Below are 17,351 nucleotides of genomic sequence, written 5' to 3'. Positions count from 1 at the left end.
AATGCGTAATCCACACGAAGTGCAGACTTGCGAAGGTGGGCCGGTCTCGCCGCGCCGCCGCGCGCTGCTGGCGGCGAGCGTGTGCGCCGCGCTCGTGTACGGCTGCTCGGCGCCAGGTGCGGGCGACGCCGGCGCGTTGGCGCAGGGCGTAGTCTGGCAACTCGACGATGATCATGTCGACCCGCGCGGCGACTGGAATCGTCTCGGCGTGACGGATCTGCTGGTGCAATGGACTGCGGTGGACGGCATGTCGTTTCTGCCCGGCACCGCCATGCAAACGGCTCGACGTCTGCCGGACTGGACACGGATTGCCGGCGAACCGTGGGCGCGTAATGTGATCGTCGGCCTCGCCGGACGTTTCGACGAAACCACGGCCCGTGCGCAGGTAGCGCGACTGGTCGAACAATCGAAGCAACTGGCGGCCGTGCGGCCGGCGGTTCACATCGACGGTTATTACTTCCCTGTGGAGGTTGACCCGACCTGGAAGGACGCCGCCGCGCTCGCGCCCCTGCTCGACAAGCTGCCGCGACCGCTGTGGATCAGTGTCTACGACAACGCGAATATCGGTGGCACGGCGCTGGCAGCGTGGCTGGACGGCTGGCTGCCGCACGATGTCGGCGTGTTTCTGCAAGATGGCTGCGGTGTCTATGCGCGCGGCCCAGCCGCTGCGCGGGAGTATGCGGATGCGTTGGCGGCGCGGCTCGGCAAGGATCGTGTGCGGATCATCGCCGAGGCATTTCGTCCCGCCGAAGGCGGTGCATTCCGCGCGGCGACGGCTGCTGAACTGTCGCCGCAATTGCTCGCGTATCGCGGCTATCGGACCTATCTCTTCGACGGACCGCATTACGTGTCGGCGCAACTCGTGCAGGACCTGCTCGGCATGCAGCAGGTGCAGAAGTAGGGCGCCCGCCGGCGATCACCGCAACTGCGTCACCGCCAGCAGCAACACCATGCTGCCGATTGCGCCATCCAGCACGCGCCACGCCGTCGCGCGGCGAAACAGCGGCGCCAGCGCGCGGGCGCCGTAACCCAGACCGATAAACCAGACCCCGCTCACCGCCATCGCGCCGAGCGCGAACGCCACCCGTGCGCCGTCCGGTTCGCGCGCGCCGGCCGTGCCGATCAGCAGGAAGGTGTCGAGATACACGTGCGGATTGAGCCACGTGAAGGCCAGCGTCATCAGGATGATCGGCAGCGCACGTTGCACAGGTGCTGCTGCGCTCGTGCCCGGCGCCGTACCGTCCGCATTGGCGTCCAGTACCGCATGTCCCGGGCGCACCGCACGGCGCAGTGCGTTGATGCCGAACCACGCCAGATAAGCGAGCCCGACATACAGCATGGTATGGACGAACACCGGATAGCGTTCCACCAGGACCGACGCGCCACCGACGCCCGTGCCGATCAGGATGCAATCCGACAGCGCGCACAGTGCGACGATCTTACCGACGTGCGAGCGCATGATGCCCTGACGCAGCACGAAGGCATTCTGCGCGCCGATCGTCACGATCAGCGACGCGCACAGGGCGGCGCCGTGGGAAAAAGACAGCCAGTTCATAATCGATCCAGTAGACGGGGAAAGCGAACGAGGCTAGTCTGCGGTTTTGCTGCTCATAAGAGAAGCTAATTTACTTAATGCCGATTAAGGAACGCTAATGCTCGACTATGCGTTGCTCGACGCGCTGGCCGCCGTGGTGCGGCACGGCTCGTTCGACCGTGCGGCCAGCGAACTGAATGTGACGCCCTCAGCCGTCTCCCAGCGGGTCAAACTGTTGGAGGAGCGGGTGGGCAGCGTGCTCGTCAAGCGCGGCCAGCCGTGTGTCGCGACCACCTCGGGGGCGCTGCTGTGCCGCCATACCGAACGCGTGTTGTTGCTGGAAGCGGAGCTGAGCGGCCGGTTGCCGGCGCTGCCCGGCGCGCTGGTCGAACCGTGGCCGGCGCTGCGCGTGGCTGTCAACGACGACAGCGTGGGCACCTGGTTCATCGACGCGGTGGCCCAGTTCTGTGTGGAGCGGGAGATGCTGCTCGATCTGGTGATCGACGACCAGGACCACACCGCACAGCGGATTCGCGACGGCAGCGTGCAAGGCGCGGTCACCACGCAAGCCGAGCCGGTGCAGGGCTGCCGCTCGACCCGTCTCGGGCGGATGCGCTATCTGGCTGTCTGCACGCCGGCGTTTCGCGAGCGTCATTTTGCCGACGGCGTCACGCGCGAGTCGTTACGGCGCGCGCCGTGCGTCGATTTCAACCCGAAGGATCAGTTGCAGAAGCGCTTCATGCGCCGCATCACGCGGGCCGACCTGGATCCGCCCTTGCACTGGATTCCGCACGTCGCCGGTTTCTTGCGCGCCTGCGTGACGGGAATGGGCTGGGGCATGTGTCCCGAACGGATGATCGCGCCGCATCTAGCGAGCGGCGAGTTGGTCGACGTGGCGCCCGGCAAGCATATCGATGTGGATCTGTATTGGCAGAGCTGGCGTTTGTCGATCGGCTGGCTCGACGATTTCGGCGCGGTGCTGCGCAAGCGGGCGACGGAGTTTCTCGATTGAGCGTCGTGCGGGCGGCGTTTTCTGAATCTGAGACTCTGAAAGACGCCGTCCGCGCTTGCTAAATTCAATGCAGCCGGATCACCGGATGCACGCGCCGGCGCAACCAGTGGCTCGCCGAATCGAGCGCCATGCGTGCGAAGCCGGTCATTGTCATCACGTGGCGGCGATAGATGAGCTTGTAGACGGCAGTCGCCAGCCAGCCGTCGACGAACACCGGCTGCGTCAGCAAGCTGTTGCTCAAACTGCCGATCGTGCCTTCGCGGCCGAAGCCGACCAGGGTGCCGGCGTCGTGATAGACGAACTCCGGCAAGGGCTCGCCAGCAATCCGGCACTTCAGCGCACGCGCCAGAAACTGCGCCTGTTGATGTGCGACCTGCGCGCGCGGCGCCAGAAACGCGTCCGCGTTTTCAGAAGAAGGGCAGGCTGCACAGTCGCCGAGTCCGAAAACGTTCGCGTCGTTCGTGCATTGCAGCGTGCGGTTCACCTGCACCTGTGCGTTGCGATTCACCGCGATGCCGTCCAGCGTGCGTAACACCGGCGGCCCCGCGATGCCGGCGGTCCAGATTGCGATGTCGCTGGCGAGCGGCGTGCCTTCATTCGTCAGCACGGCGTCGGCGCGCACTTCGGTGACGCGCGTTGCGTTCAGTACTTCGACACCGAGACTGCCGAGCATCTTTTGTGCGCGCGCCGAGATCGTTTCGGACAGGGCAGGCAGCACGCGCTCGCTGCTTTCGATCAGACGGATGCGGAAGTCGCGCACGGGATCAAGTGAAAACGGGCTATAGCGGTTCAGCAGACGCACCGTATCGCGCAACGCAGCAGCGAGTTCAACACCTGTCGCTCCAGCGCCGATGATGTTGATCGACACCGGCGTGTCGGCCTGCGCGGTCCGTGCGCGTCGCGCATGGTTGGCACGCAGACAGGCGTCGAGCAGCTTGCGGCGAAACGCTTCCGCATGCGCGACCGATTCGAGCGGCAACGCATGTTCGGCTGCGCCGGGCACACCGAAATATTGTGTGACGCTGCCCATGGCCAGGACCAGTGTATCGAATGCAAGTTGCCGTGACGGCAGGATTTCGCGGCCGTCGGCGTCGTGGAGCGCATTCAGTGTGATGTGCCGGTTCGTGCGATCGAGCGCGGCGAGTTCGCCCTGTTCGAATTCGAAGCCGTGCCGTTGTGCCTGCACGGCGTATTGCAATTGATGCGTGGCCGGATCGAGTTGGCCCGATGCGGCTTCGTGCAGCAAGGGCTTCCAGAAGTGCGTCGGCCAGCGATCCACCAGCACGATCTGCGCGAGACCGGCGCGTCCGAGCGTTTCCGACAGTCGCGTAGCGAGCCCAAGGCCGCCAACCCCACCGCCGACGATCACGACGCGATGCGCTGCCGCTTGCGCCGCTTGTGCCGTTTGCTGCCCTTGCCCCCTGTGTTGCGCGGTAGAGGCTCCCTGCTGATCGATTGCAGCCATGATCCGTATCCTCCTGAAGTTATCTTTGCCGAGCCGGCGAAGGCGTCCCGGGGCTATGTCCGGTATTCGTTCGCCTCATCTGTCAGGGCCAGTATAGAATCGGCCAAAACCGCAGCGCAATTTAATGTTTCTGCACAACATATAGGTTTTCACTTATGTTAAAAGCCGCCACGTTTCGTCAATTGAAAGCCTTGCATACGGTCGCGAAGCTCGGCAGCGTGTCGCGCGCGGCCGAAGAATTGAAGCTCACGCAGCCGGCGGTGTCGCTTCAGGTGCGCCTGCTCGAAGAGGCCGCGGGCGCGCCGCTATTGCAGCGGGTGGGCCGTGGCGTGCAGTTGACCGCGGCGGGCGAAATCCTCGCGCGCTATGCGCTGGAAATCCTCGATCTGTGGAACGGCGCAGCGGATGATCTCGCAGCCTTGCATGGCGAGCAGGGCGGCACGTTGCGCATTGGCGCGATCACCACCGCCGAATATCTGATCCCGCCTTTTCTGGTGCGCTTCACGGAATCGCGCCCGCAAGTGAAGGTGCAATTCAAGGTCGGCAATCGCGCCGACATCATCCGCATGCTGGCCACGCACGAGATCGATCTTGCGGTGATGGGCAGCGCGCCCCGTGAATTGCGCACGGTGGCCACGGCGTTCGCCAAGCATCCAATGGCGTTCGTTGCCTCGCCCGCTCATGCGTTGATGAAGAAGAAGCGCCTGTCGCTGGACGATCTGCAAACCGCGAATCTGTTCGTGCGGGAGCGGGGTTCGGGTACGCGCTCGACGGTCGAGAATCTGTTTCGGCTCGCCGGCCACAAGCTGCATATCGGGTCTGAGCTCTCGAGCAACGAAGCGATCAAGCAACTGGTCGAGGCGGGTCTCGGCATTGCGTTTCTGTCGCTGCATGCGTGTTCGCTGGAATTTCAGGCGGGTCTGCTGGCGTTATTGCCTTTGCCCGCGAATCCAATCGAGCGCGACTGGTACGTGATGCATGTGTCCGACAAACGCCTGCCGCATGTCGCCGGACTGTTCCGCGATTTTCTGATCGAGCACGGCATGTCCGGCGCGGTGCCGGTGCCGCTGCCAACTGTTGCCGCCGCGAAACGGCGCCGCCAGGCGCGTGAAGCGAGCCCGGGTTGAAGCGCGGATTCTCGCTATTCGCTTCGACGTTTGCGTTGGAGCAAGCCCGAAGGAAGTCCCCGCGCGGCCTCCGGCTACATCCGTAGAGCCTTATAGGGCGGGCATTTCACCTTACATCGCCCGCGATCGAAGTAAAGGTTGGGCGGGCGATATTTTTGCCCGCGACGATTGTCTTTACAGTGGCGTCCAGACATCCGAGAAAAGTGGACGCCGCAGCCTCGTGGCGAGCCATTGTGATTGACCTGGCCGTTACAGGAGTTGGAGACAATGAGCAGCAACAGCATCACCCAAGTCGAAACATTCGGTTTTGAACGCATTCCGGATCGCTCGCGTTATGCGCGGCCGATCGATCTGTTCCGCTTGCTGTTCGGCGGTTGCAATACCTTTTCCACCTCGGTGCTCGGCAGTTTTCCGGTGCTACTCGGTCTGTCGTTCAAGGCGGGCGTTTATTCGATCGTGCTTGGCGTAGTAATCGGTTCGTGCATTCTTGCGCCGATGGGCCTGTTCGGTCCGCGCAACGGCACGAGCGATCCGGTTTCGTCGGGTGCGCATTTCGGCATTCATGGCCGGATCGTCGGCTCCTTTCTGGCGGTGTTGACCGCCGTCGCGTTCTTCTCGCTGGCGGTGTGGAGTTCGGGCGATGCGCTCGTGGGCGGTGCGAATCATCTGCTCGGCCTGCCGGTCAACTGGATGACGCTGAGCTTCGCGTATGGTCTCTTTGCGGTGCTGGTGCTCACCGTCTGCGTCTACGGCTTCCGCTTCATGCTGTGGGTCAACAAGATCGCCGTGTGGGCGGCGAGTCTGCTGTTCGTGGTCGGCATTGTGGCGTTCGCCGGGCCGTTCAATAGCGCGTATGCCGGCAAGGTGGCGCTCGGCTCGGTGGGATTCTGGCCGGCCTTCGTAAGCGCCGTGCTGGTCGCGATGAGCAATCCGGTGTCGTTCGCCTGCACGCTCGGCGACTGGGCTCGCTATATCCCGCAGAACACGCCGAAGAAGCGCACGATCCTCGCGGTGATGCTCGCGCAACTGGCCACCTTCGTGCCGTTCTTCTTCGGTCTTGCTACCGCGACGATCATCGCCAGCACGGCGCCGGATTTCATCGCCTCGAATAACTACGTGGGCGGTCTGCTGGCGATCTCGCCTAACTGGTTCTTTCTGCCAGTGTGTCTGATTGCGATCATCGGCGGGATGTCGACGGGTACCACCGCGCTGTACGGCACCGGGCTCGATATGTCGAGCATGTTCCCCAAGTTTCTGAACCGCGTGCGCGCCACGCTGCTGATCGGCAGTCTCGCCATCGGCTTCATCTTTCTCGGCCGTTTCGCCTTCAATCTGGTCGAAAGCGTGTCGACGTTCTCGGTGCTGATCAACGTCTGCAGTTGCCCGTGGATGGTGATCATGATCATCGGCTTCGTGACGCGGCGCGGTTTCTATCTCTCCGACGATCTGCAGGTGTTCAATCGCGGCGGCCGTGGTGGTCACTACTGGTTCACGCACGGCTGGAACTGGCGCGCGATGGGCGCGTGGATTCCGAGCGCGGTGGTCGGCCTGTGCTTCGTCAATTTGCCGGATCAGTTCGTCGGCCCACTCGGGCAGCTCGCCGGCGGTCTCGACATCAGCATGCCGGTTTCGCTGACGCTGGCCTGTGCGTTGTATATCGCGTTGCTGCAGTGCTTTCCTGAACCGGATGGCGTGTATGGGCCGCTCGGCCGACGTTGGTTGCGTAGCGGTCCGCAGCGCAATGCGACCGTGCACCCGGTGGTACCGGCGACTAAGCTTAGGGCTGGCGGCGTGCAAATGAAGACGCAATCGCAGCAGCATGCCGTGCGACGTGAACGCGAAGAAGCGCTGGACACGCAGGACGCGGGTTGAATCGCGCGGTTCGAGGTGCTCAGTGCAAAGCGCAGTGACACGGCGCTGAACGCAGCATCGAGGTGGCATTAGAAGCTGCGTCAAAGCGCCACCAAGGCCGCACCGAAGCAACAGTCGCGCAGTAAATGCAATGGTATTCAAGTTGAGTAGGCAAACAAAATGAGCGAGTCAGTAAAGCGCGCGTTTGAAGGGGTAAAGCTGTTTCCGTTCTGGCTGGACAATCCGCGTGCACCGGCCGTCGAACGGGAATTGATCGGACCGACTTCCGCGGATCTGGTGATCGTTGGCGGTGGGTTCACCGGTTTGTGGGCCGCGATTCAGGCGAAAGAAGCGGACCCGTCGCTCGACGTCGTGCTGGTCGAAGCGGGGAAGGTGGCCTACGGCGCATCGGGCCGTCCGGGCGGAATCATTTCCACCTCGGTGATGCATGGTTTGCCGAATGCGACGCGCGTCTTTCCGCAGGACCTCGACGTGCTGGAAAAACTGGGGCAGGAGAATCTCGATGGCTTCAAGGAGTCGTTGACGCGTTACGGCATTGAAGCGGACGTCGAATGGAATGGCGAGATGACGGTTGCCGTCGATCCGGGCCACCTCGATCATCTGAAAGGCGATTACGAACTGCACGTAGCCCACGGGCATGATGTCGTTTTGCTCGATAGCAAAGGCGCACGCGAACAACTCGATTCACCACTGTTCGCAGGCGCGATGTGGTCGCGCAATCGCAGCGGCACGATTCATCCGGCGAAACTCGCGTGGGGCCTGAAGGCCGCCGCGCTGAAACTCGGCGTGCGTTTGCATGAACACTCGCCGATCACGCGCATGGAAGATCTCGGCGCAACGATGATGGTGCACACCCAGGCGGGCAGCATCGAAACGCCACGCGTGCTGCTTGGCACCGGCACCGCAGACGTGGGCGTGACCGATATCAAGCGCCGCGTGATGCAGGTGCGCGATCACATCATCGCGACCGCGCCGTTGAGCGACGAGCAGATGGCGCGCATTGGCTGGAACAATCGCCAGGGTATCTACGATACGCGCACGCAGCTCAATTATTTCCGTCTCACCAAAGATAACCGGATCATTTTCGGCGGCCGTGTGAGCTATCACTTCGGCGGCGATCCAAATCCGGCCGCGGATCGTGACGAGAGCACATACTACAAGCTCGCCGAAGCGTTCTACCGCACATTCCCGCAACTGGACGACGTGCGCTTCACCCATGCATGGGGTGGTCCGATCGACTACTGCTCGCGTGGCGCCGTGTTCGCGCGCCGCTATCACGGCGGCAAAAGCGTGTTCGTCGCGGGCTATACGGGCTTCGGCGTGGCGGGCAGCCGCTTTGGTGCGAAGATGGGCCTCGACATGCTGTGGAATCGCGAGACGCTGATTACGTCGCTCGATATATCGCGCAAAGGGCCGTCTTACATTCCGCCGGAGCCGCTGCGCTGGATCGCCGCGAAGATCACCTTCAACGCGTTCGATGGCGCCGACGATCGCGGCGGCTGGCGGCGTCTCTGGATCAATTCGATCAAGGCGCTGGGCTTCCCGATGTAGTTGCCGTTGTAGTCGCTACTGTAGTGATCGATGTGACTGGTGGTTTTTTATTGATTGCCGCCAGAATAAAAAAACCGCACCTTAAGGGGTACCGCACCTTAAGGTGCGGGGGTGCGGTTCTAGTTGAAGCAACGCTGCGATGCAGTATGAATCAACCGCAGTACACGATGCTGTACTTCTTGGTCGCCACCGGCATGTGCCACGTGCCCGAGAAGCCCTTGTGCAGGATGAAGGCGTCGCCGGCGGCATAGCGTTCGCTGCGGCCGTCGTCGCTGGTGATGACGACTTCGCCTTCGATCAGCACGCAGACTTCGTGAATCGGCAGGTCGGCCAGCTTCAGCGTGCCCGCATCGCATTGCCATACACCGGCGGATAGCATGTTGCTCGCGTCGGAGAAGGCGTTGAGGGCGTGTGGTGCCTTGGCGCCTTCGAGAATGACGTCGGCGGGATCGTGCAGGGCGGGGTTCAGGCCGGAAGCGCCGGGGCCTTTAGCGTCGATGCGGGTGAAAGTGATGGTGCTCATGTGTCTCTCCTGGTTAGTGTGATCGAAGACGAGTGATTCGAAGACGGAATCGAAGCAGAACCGGAGTCTGAGCCAAAGCTGCGTAGCGATGAATTTCGATTTGAAGACATTCAGATTGAGCGGCGTCGATGTAAAGCATTCGATACCGTTCCCGGGCGCTTTGCCGGCCCGACGTCTGACCCAACCATTCATGTAAAGGACAAGCCCATGCAACACGCCAAACAGTTTTATATCGACGGCCAGTGGGTCGATCCGCAAAACCCGGCCGGCGCTGCGACGCTCGACGTGATCGATCCGTCCACGGCCACCGCGTTCGCGCAGATTTCGCTTGGCGGCGCGGCCGATGTGGACCTTGCAGTGGCCGCGGCGAAGCGTGCCTTTCCGGCCTACAGCGAAACGACGATCGCGCAGCGAATCGATCTGCTGCAAGCGATTCTCGACGTCTACCGCAAGCGCTACGACGACATGGTGCATGCGATCAGCCGCGAGATGGGCGCACCGCTGCAATATGCGAACGACGCGCAGGCATGGACCGGCGTCGCCCATCTGGAGACGATGATCCGCACGCTCGACACGTTCGAATTCGAGTACGTGAAGAGCAGCATTCTGATCCGCAAGGAAGCGGTCGGCGTGTGCGGACTGATTACGCCGTGGAACTGGCCGGCCTTGCAGATCGCCACCAAGGTCGTGCCCGCGCTCGCGGCCGGCTGCACGATGGTGCTCAAGCCCTCGGAACTGGCGCCGCTCTCTGGCATCATCTTCGCCGAGATCCTCGACGAAGCGGGCGTGCCGGCCGGCGTGTTCAACCTCGTCAACGGCGAAGGCGCAACGGTGGGCGAGGCGATGTCGCGTCATCCTGACATCGACATGATGTCATTCACCGGTTCGACGCGTGCGGGCGTGCAGGTCGCGAAGGCCGCGGCGGATACGGTCAAACGCGTCCATCAGGAACTGGGCGGTAAATCGGCCAACCTGATTCTTGAAGATGCCGATCTGAAGCAGGCTGTGATGCGCGGCGCCCGTGCGTGTTTCGACAACAGCGGCCAGTCGTGCGATGCGCCCACGCGCATGTTCGTGCCGCGCGCACGCCTCGCGGAAGCATTGACGTACGCGAAGGAAGCGGCTGAAGGCCTGGTCGTCGGTCCCGCGGATGCGAAGGGCATCGATCTCGGGCCGGTCATCAGCGAGCAGCAGTTCGACAAGATCCAGCGGCTGATCGGTGTGGGCGTCGAAGAGGGCGCCACGCTGGTGGCCGGCGGCCCGGGGCGTCCTGAAGGATTGAAGGATGGTTACTTCGTGCGCCCGACGGTGTTCGGCAACGTCACGCCTACCATGACGATCGCGCGCGAAGAGATCTTCGGGCCGGTGCTGTCGATCCTTGGCTACGACTCGGAAGATGAAGCGATCGCGATGGCCAATGACAGCCTTTACGGTCTCGCGGGCTATGTGCAATCCGCCTCGATCGAGCATGCGCATGCCGTGGCAAAGCGCCTGCGTACCGGCACGATCTATCTGAACTACGCGGACTACAGTCCCGATGCGCCGTTCGGCGGCTTCAAGCAATCGGGCAATGGCCGTGAGTACGGCGAGTTCGGTCTCGAGGATTTTCTGGAGATCAAGGGCGTGGTGGGTTACGCGAGTTAAAGCTGCGCCGCAGCCGGGCGGTGAGAGACATCACTGCGCCGGCCGTTTTCCGATGGCGGTGCCAATCTGCGAACGCTGTTGGCTGGCGTCTATAATCTTTGCCGGAATTCGTCATCGGACCTTGAACCTGTGAAAAAGACTATCGCTATTGCACTTGCTGCGCTTGCCCTGAGCGGCTGTTCATCCGCCGAAAAACAGGAGGCGCAGGCGCGCGACTTCACCCGCTCAGAGAGCCTGCTCGATAGCGCCCAGCGTAACGCCGCTGTTGGGTGCGGGGATCAGGCGCAGTGCGACAAGGCCTGGTCCCTCACGAAGGACTACGTGGCGGCGCATTCTTATACATCGATCGTCCGCGCGGACGCGGTAGCGATCGAGACCGATGTTCCGAGCCGCTCGGGGCATGCAGTCTATTCGGCCACGCGCGTGGCCAAGGGTAGCGGGGCGACGATCACGCTGTACGCGCAGTGCCGTGGCATGTACGGCCAGGATCGCGCGATGGGCTCCGACTACGATGATTGCGTCAAGCAGATCGGTCCGACGCAAAACGGCTTCGTGCCGTATCTGCAGCAACATCTGTCCAGCCGGTAAGGGACAAACCTCAGGACGAACCTCAGGACGAACCTTCAGGTCGCGGAGTGACGCGACATCATTCGTTCGAATGCATCGACGATACGCTGCACGTGCGGATTCTTGTGGGCGAGGGTGCCGGTTGCGCGCTCGAAGTGCGCCAGCATGGTCGCGTTCGCTTCGAAGACCAGCACCTGTCCGTCGGGCAGCACCGTGAAGTCAATTCCGCCGTAGTCGAGATCGAGCCGTCTGCCGATCGCGGCGATCGCACTCATGACACGCTCGCCGAGCGCGGCGTGCGGATTGTCGAGGAAGCGCCGCTCCTCCTCCAGCTTCCACGGATGCTGTTCCATGTCGGCGGAGTAGTAGTGCACCATCCAGTGCGGCGAAATCGCCAGATGGTACGGAAACGGCTCCCGGTCGACAAAAATGATCCGGTATTTGCGGTAGAAGCCGTCGGCGCTGCGGTAGTCGCGAAACGCCGCGAGATAGCAAACGTCGGTTTGTGCCGAGCGCCACGATTCAAGCGCGGTGGGACTCTCGCATAAGGTCAGCCCCTCGCCGCCGTGTGTCGCGGCAGGACGCGCGAGGACCGGAAAGTCGATGCCGTCCGCCGCGAGCAGCGCGTCAAGCGCATTGCGTGAAGCCGGTGGGGTTTCGCTGCGTACGCAAGGCGCCGCCTGCACGTCCGGCAATCCATAGAACAGGCTAGCGGTACGGTGCCGTTGAGTTCGGGCGATAGCGTCGGGCGGATTGAGCACGGGCCGCGCACAGCGCGAGACGAAGCGCGCGAGTCGTCCGGAGAGCGGGGCGGCGATATCCGCATCACCGATCGCGTTGAACACGAGGTCGTAGGCCGGGAGCTGCTGGTCTTCTTCATCGGCAGCGTAGTCGATTGCGTACTTGATGCGGCAGCAGGTCGTGCTGGGCAGCAGGGCATCGAACGGCACATTGCCGGCGGTGTGTGCCGCGCAGAGGATCAGCACGCGGCGCTGCCCGGCGCCGCTTCCCTCGATGAAGACACGCTGGATCCGGTAGGCACGTTCCCGATATGCAGCGGCTTCGCTCGCGCGTCCGCTGCCTGCGAGGATGGCGGCCAGATTCTGGCAAGCAACGGCGACATGCGGATCGAGCTTCAGAACGAGGCGGTACCAGTATTCAGCGATCTCATGATCGCTTTTCATGAAGTATCCGGTCGCGACATCACAGAGATTCGCGGCGCTGGCGTTGGGTGCGCTGGCGGCGTAGGCGTCCAGCGTGTGGGCGGCGATCAGATGCGCGACGGCGCCCAGTTCGTCGCCGTCGGCGCGTCGCGTTTCGGCGAGCGCGCGGTGATGGGACGGGTCGAGCGAGGCGCTGTCGTCGGCATACCCCGCTGATGTGCTTGGAGGCTGTGCCTGACGGTCGGCTTCGCTGTAGGGATTCTGGGTCACGGTTGATCGGGATAGCGGCAGGGCGACGCGCCGCTGCGCACTCGAAGCATAGCGGGCGTGCATGCGATTCAGCTTACAGCGCCGCGGGTCCGTCACCCCGGCACATCACTACAGCAGCAGTTCGATCGAATGAAACAGGCGGCGCAATTCAGGGTCTTGCGAGCGCGCGCCTTCGTCGACGACTTCGCGCAAACATTCGAGAAAACACGTGGCGGCCGGACTCGTCGGCGCGCCGCGGCGTGAGGTGATGCTGACGATGGTTTCATCCACCGTCTCGCGCAAGGGCAGCGCCCACAGGTTTTCCTTTGCGATGAGCACTTCGACGAGCGGCCACGGAAAAATGCTGACCATGTCCGTTCGTGCGAGCAGGCCGAGCACGACCGAGAGCGAGTGCGCGAGATGGATCGTATGCGGCACCTTCATGCCGCGCTTGCGAAACAGATTGTCCGAGATCGACTCGCGGCTTGCCGGGTCCCAGTTCAGCACCCATTCGGCGTCCTCCAGTTCGAGCAGCGTGCGGCAGCCCGCCTTCGGATGATCGCGCCGCGCGCACACCGCCGAATGCGTTGAAAACAGCGGTACGTTGTGAAACTCCGATTGCGGCGATGCGGGCGGCGGACGGCCGATCGAGAAGTCGAGGCTGCCGTCGCGCAGGCGTGGTTGCACGACGCCCAGCAGCCCCTCAAAAAATTCCAGTTGGACTTCCGGCATGTGCTGCCGGAACCGCTGCACTGTGGGCGGCAGAAAAGTCAGCGCCACCCACGGCGTGACGCCGATCGACAGTTTGCCGGCCGCCGCGCCGCGCATCGCCTCGATCTCAGCCTCCGCGCGCTGCAACTGACCGAGCACCAGCCGCGCATGCACGACCAGCGCGCGGCCGAACTCCGTGAACGCGACGCCGCTCGCGCCACGCACCAGCAATGGCGCTTGCAGATCGGCCTCCAGTTCGCGCATGGCCTTGGTCACGGCGGCCGGCGAAAGGTCGAGCGAACGGGCGGCAGCCCGGATACTGCCGGTATCCGCAATGGCCGCTAAGGTGCTGAGTTGATGCAGTTTCATCTGGAAAACCCGTACGTGGGTGGCAACCGCTGGTTGCTGGCGCAACGATTCTACGCCTGCCGCTGGAAAATCGGCGTGGTTATGCTCGGTTCACGCTTTCATCGACGGAGACAACATCGTGAACACCATGGCCATCCCGGCGGGCATCGCCGAACTCGAAGACGAAATGATCGCGCTGCGCCGCCGCATTCACGCGCAGCCTGAACTGGCTTACGAAGAGTTCGCCACTGGCGACCTGGTCGCCGAGCGCTTGCAGGAGTGGGGCTACACCGTGCATCGCGGGCTGGGTCAGACCGGTGTTGTAGGGCAACTGAAAGTAGGCGGCGGCACGCGCAAACTCGGCCTGCGCGCCGACATGGACGCACTGCCGATTCATGAGACTACCGGCCTGCCGTACGCGAGCACCGTCCCCGGCAAGATGCACGCATGCGGCCATGACGGCCACACGGCGATCCTGCTGGCGGCCGCCAAGCATCTGGCGCAGGAAAAGAATTTCGACGGCACGTTGAACCTGATTTTCCAGCCCGCAGAAGAAGGTCAGGCCGGCGCGAAGAAAATGCTCGAAGACGGCCTGTTCGACAAATTCCCGTGCGACGCGGTCTTCGCGATGCACAACATGCCCGGTTTCCCTACCGGCAAGTTCGGCTTCCTGCCGGGCTCGTTCATGGCTTCGTCCGATACGGTGATCATCAAGGTGACCGGCCGCGGCGGTCATGGCGCGGTGCCGCACAAGGCGGTCGATCCCGTGGTGGTGTGCGCGCAGATCGTGCTGGCCTTGCAGTCGATCGTGTCGCGCAACATTGCGCCGCTCGACATGGCGATCATCACCGTCGGCGCGATCCACGCCGGTGAAGCACCGAACGTGATTCCTGAAACCGCGGAGATGCGTCTGTCCGTGCGTGCGTTGAAGCCCGAAGTTCGCAACTATTTGCAGGAGCGCATCACGGCGGTCGCCTGCGGACAGGCGGCGGTGTTCGGCGCGCGTGCGCATGTGGACTATCAACGACGTTATCCGGTGCTCGTCAACGATGCGCAGATGACCGGTCTCGCACGGCAGGTCGCGCTCGACTGGCTCGGCGAAGACGGTTTGATCGCCGACATGCAACCGCTGACCGGCAGTGAAGACTTCGCGTTCCTGCTGGAGCGTTGCCCGGGCAGCTACCTGATCATCGGCAATGGCGACGGCGAGGGCGGTTGCATGGTCCACAACCCGGGCTATGACTTCAATGACGACTGCCTCGCTACCGGCGCGGCGTATTGGGTGCGCCTCGCGCAGACGTTCCTCGTCTGAGGCAGGTGGCATCGCGTTGAACTGAGGCCGTGCAAGGCTCCGAGGGTCACGAAGACTCGCGGGGCCATCAAGGCCGTGTTGGGGCCAGTCAGACCGTCCATCGCTTTCAGGCGCACAAGGCCGCAGGTCCGCGCATTGGCAGGAAGGACACCATGGAGAGACAGATGGACTATTCCGCTACACCGCAACCCGCAGGCACCGACGCGTTGAATCTCGGCGACGCGTCGGCCACGCCGCCGGCCAAACGCACGAGCCACGCCAAGGCGATTGCTGCGATCACGCTTGGCAACGGCCTCGAGTTTTTCGATTTCACGATCTACAGTTTCTTCGCGACGATCATCGGCAAGCTGTATTTCCCGGTGGAAGGGCAGCTTGCGCAACTGATGCTGGCGGTCGGCACGTTCGGCGTGGGATTCATCATGCGTCCGGTGGGCGGCATTGTGCTCGGCGGCTATGCCGACCGCGCCGGCCGCAAGGCGGCGATGAGTCTCACACTGTGGCTGATGACACTCGGCTCGGCGATCATCGCATTCGCGCCGACGTACGCGGCGATCGGCATTGCTGCGCCGCTGCTGGTGATCCTTGCACGCTTGATTCAGGGCTTTGCGTTGGGCGGCGAGGTCGGCGCATCGACCTCGTTGCTGCTTGAATATGGCAGCGACAAGACGCGTGGATTTTACGGAAGCTGGCAGTTCGTGAGCCAGGGGTTGAACACCGTATGTGGCTCGCTGCTGGGTGTTGCGTTGGCGGCGGCGCTGTCCACTGCAGCGCTTGAGAGCTGGGGCTGGCGTGTGCCGTTTGTGATCGGCATGGCGATGGGGCCGATTGGAATTTACATCCGGCGGCATCTGGACGAAACGTTGCCGGGCGTGGAAGACGGGACGGTTTCGGCGGCCCAGGCGCCTGATGCACAGCCGGTTCGCAAATTGTTCCGCGAGCATTCGCGCGTGATCACGACGGGTGTGTTGACGACGATTGGCGGTACGGCCGCGAACTACATCGTGCTGTTTTATCTGTCGACCTACGCGATTCGGATCTTGCATTTGCCGATGTCGTCGGCATTGTGGGCCGCTTGGACCGCGGCGGTGGTGACGGTGATTTGCTCTCCGTTTGCCGGGGCGTTATCCGATCGCGTGGGGCGTAAACGCGTTTTGTGGATTTCGCGGGTGATGTTGATTGTTGCCGTGTATCCGGCTTTTATGATTATTAATGCTTCGCCTACGGTGCCTGTTTTGTTGTCTGTTGTAGCGGTGCTGGCTGTGTTTGTTGCTTTTACGGCGGTGCCTAATATCGTCATGTTGCCGGAGATGTTTCCGCGCGAGATTCGCGCTACCGGGATGTCGATTGTTTATTGTTTAGGGGTTTCGATTTTTGGTGGGTTTGCGCAGTTTTTTGCTACCTGGTTGATTCAGATTTCGGGGAGTAATTTGGCTCCTGCCTGGTATTTGATTGGGTGTGGGGTTGTGTCGTTGTTGCCGTTGCCGTTTATGCGGGAGACTGCAGGTAGGGCTATAGATTGAGGTTGGGTTTTTGCCTTTTGCGGCGGCATTTGGCCGTGTTCTTAGGGTTTTGGCCTTTCCTTGTTCTGGCTTTGGTGCCTTTCCTTGAATTGTTAGTGGTTTATTAGCGTTCCCCCTGTGCGGGGGGGCACCTACTTTTCTTTGCCGCCGCAAAGAAAAGTAGGCAAAAGAAAGCGGCTAGAAGCCCCTGCTAAGCGGGTCCCGCAGCTCGCTCACGGTAGTGGTGCATCTGGAATCTGTGTTCGTGCCGATGCATGCGCTTGTGACAAGGGCGTCATACTTCCGGCGGCGCTGCGCGCGCCGAAGAGCAGTTCAAAAACCGATCGCTACGTTTTGGTCCCCACGTCTCACTACCAGATCGTGCTCGTCATTCCACAGCCGCCGCCGTCGCCACCGCGATCGTGATTGGAACGGCCACTGTCCACTGACACTGCAGCCGTGACTTCACTCGCGATTGGGACGGAGATTGGGACCATATTTCAGTACACCGACATATCTGCAGAACGCCGATATATCATTTGAAGTGGGTGTCCGGGGTGAGAGCGGGGGCGCATCGCCGAGGCGAAGCCGACGGCCCCCACTGCGCGCAACCGAAGCCGGTGGTTTCCCCTGCAGACCCGTCCGCGACGCACGTAGTGCGGAGTGGGAGCTGATGACACCTTTGTCACTAACGCGGAGTGTGCGAGAACACGGATTCCAGTCGCACCACTACCCCAAGCAAACAATGGTGCCCACTTAGCATTAGCGGTTTGA

14 protein-coding genes are annotated in these 17,351 nt (G+C 62.6%); 9 read left to right on the top strand and 5 right to left on the bottom strand.

Features of this window, described 5'->3' with window-relative positions:
* The first annotated feature begins 1 nt into the window (after nt 1).
* Nucleotides 2-901 carry an alpha-amylase family protein gene (locus KHO33_RS30025; RefSeq protein ID WP_200566510.1) on the top strand — a complete coding sequence of 300 codons (900 nt, stop codon included), beginning with the start codon at nt 2-4 and terminating at the stop codon, nt 899-901.
* Nucleotides 902-916: 15 nt separating this feature from the next.
* On the opposite strand, the gene KHO33_RS30020 is transcribed toward KHO33_RS30025, so the two are convergent.
* Nucleotides 917-1,555 (bottom strand): LysE/ArgO family amino acid transporter, encoded by a 639-nt coding sequence (locus tag KHO33_RS30020; RefSeq protein ID WP_200566509.1) that lies wholly within the window; start codon nt 1,553-1,555, stop codon nt 917-919.
* Nucleotides 1,556-1,652: 97 nt separating this feature from the next.
* Between KHO33_RS30020 and KHO33_RS30015 the strand changes: the two genes are divergently transcribed.
* Nucleotides 1,653-2,546: a LysR family transcriptional regulator ArgP gene (locus KHO33_RS30015; protein ID WP_200566508.1), complete on the top strand. Its 894-nt coding sequence runs from the start codon at nt 1,653-1,655 to the stop codon at nt 2,544-2,546.
* Nucleotides 2,547-2,610: 64 nt separating this feature from the next.
* Here the strand turns inward: KHO33_RS30015 and KHO33_RS30010 are convergent, their stop codons facing one another.
* Entirely contained in the window at nt 2,611-4,011 is a 1,401-nt protein-coding gene (locus KHO33_RS30010) for an NAD(P)/FAD-dependent oxidoreductase (protein ID WP_200566507.1), read from the bottom strand.
* Nucleotides 4,012-4,166: 155 nt separating this feature from the next.
* Between KHO33_RS30010 and KHO33_RS30005 the strand changes: the two genes are divergently transcribed.
* The 3 genes from KHO33_RS30005 to KHO33_RS29995 all read left to right on the top strand — a co-directional run bounded on the left by KHO33_RS30005 (nt 4,167) and on the right by KHO33_RS29995 (nt 8,561).
* Nucleotides 4,167-5,138: a LysR family transcriptional regulator gene (locus KHO33_RS30005; RefSeq protein WP_054040585.1), complete on the top strand. Its 972-nt coding sequence runs from the start codon at nt 4,167-4,169 to the stop codon at nt 5,136-5,138.
* Nucleotides 5,139-5,405: 267 nt separating this feature from the next.
* Nucleotides 5,406-7,010 (top strand): purine-cytosine permease family protein, encoded by a 1,605-nt coding sequence (locus KHO33_RS30000; protein ID WP_054040583.1) that lies wholly within the window; start codon nt 5,406-5,408, stop codon nt 7,008-7,010.
* A 159-nt stretch (nt 7,011-7,169) separates the two neighbouring features.
* Nucleotides 7,170-8,561, top strand: a complete 1,392-nt coding sequence (locus tag KHO33_RS29995) for an NAD(P)/FAD-dependent oxidoreductase (protein ID WP_054040581.1) — start codon at nt 7,170-7,172, stop codon at nt 8,559-8,561.
* A 151-nt stretch (nt 8,562-8,712) separates the two neighbouring features.
* On the opposite strand, the gene KHO33_RS29990 is transcribed toward KHO33_RS29995, so the two are convergent.
* The gene (locus KHO33_RS29990) at nt 8,713-9,084 is read right to left on the bottom strand and encodes a cupin domain-containing protein (RefSeq protein WP_054040615.1); all 372 of its coding nucleotides are present in this window, start codon (nt 9,082-9,084) and stop codon (nt 8,713-8,715) included.
* Nucleotides 9,085-9,291: 207 nt separating this feature from the next.
* Here KHO33_RS29990 and KHO33_RS29985 point away from each other — a divergent pair, with 207 nt between their 5' ends.
* Both KHO33_RS29985 and KHO33_RS29980 read left to right on the top strand, forming a co-directional pair.
* Nucleotides 9,292-10,728 carry an aldehyde dehydrogenase family protein gene (locus KHO33_RS29985; protein ID WP_200566506.1) on the top strand — a complete coding sequence of 479 codons (1,437 nt, stop codon included), beginning with the start codon at nt 9,292-9,294 and terminating at the stop codon, nt 10,726-10,728.
* Between the two features lie 129 nt (nt 10,729-10,857).
* The gene (locus tag KHO33_RS29980) at nt 10,858-11,316 is read left to right on the top strand and encodes a lipoprotein (protein WP_054040577.1); all 459 of its coding nucleotides are present in this window, start codon (nt 10,858-10,860) and stop codon (nt 11,314-11,316) included.
* Nucleotides 11,317-11,351: 35 nt separating this feature from the next.
* On the opposite strand, the gene KHO33_RS29975 is transcribed toward KHO33_RS29980, so the two are convergent.
* Both KHO33_RS29975 and KHO33_RS29970 read right to left on the bottom strand, forming a co-directional pair.
* Nucleotides 11,352-12,728, bottom strand: coding sequence for an ATP-binding protein (locus tag KHO33_RS29975; protein ID WP_200566505.1), 1,377 nt, complete (start codon nt 12,726-12,728; stop codon nt 11,352-11,354).
* A gap of 108 nt (nt 12,729-12,836) precedes the next feature.
* Complete coding sequence (locus KHO33_RS29970) at nt 12,837-13,787, bottom strand: LysR family transcriptional regulator (RefSeq protein ID WP_200566504.1); 951 nt, start codon at nt 13,785-13,787, stop codon at nt 12,837-12,839.
* A 118-nt stretch (nt 13,788-13,905) separates the two neighbouring features.
* Between KHO33_RS29970 and KHO33_RS29965 the strand changes: the two genes are divergently transcribed.
* Nucleotides 13,906-15,078: a M20 aminoacylase family protein gene (locus KHO33_RS29965; RefSeq protein ID WP_200566503.1), complete on the top strand. Its 1,173-nt coding sequence runs from the start codon at nt 13,906-13,908 to the stop codon at nt 15,076-15,078.
* Between the two features lie 164 nt (nt 15,079-15,242).
* On the top strand, nt 15,243-16,598 hold the full coding sequence (locus KHO33_RS29960) for an MFS transporter (RefSeq protein WP_200566502.1): 1,356 nt from the start codon (nt 15,243-15,245) through the stop codon (nt 16,596-16,598).
* Nucleotides 16,599-17,351 lie beyond the last annotated feature (753 nt).

Origin of the sequence: Paraburkholderia nemoris (assembly GCF_905221015.1) — a bacterium.
In the GTDB taxonomy this organism is placed as follows: Bacteria; Pseudomonadota; Gammaproteobacteria; order Burkholderiales; family Burkholderiaceae; genus Paraburkholderia; species Paraburkholderia nemoris.
The sequence above is the reverse complement of the archived record's forward strand: the minus strand, read 5'-3'. Positions and strand labels throughout refer to the sequence as shown.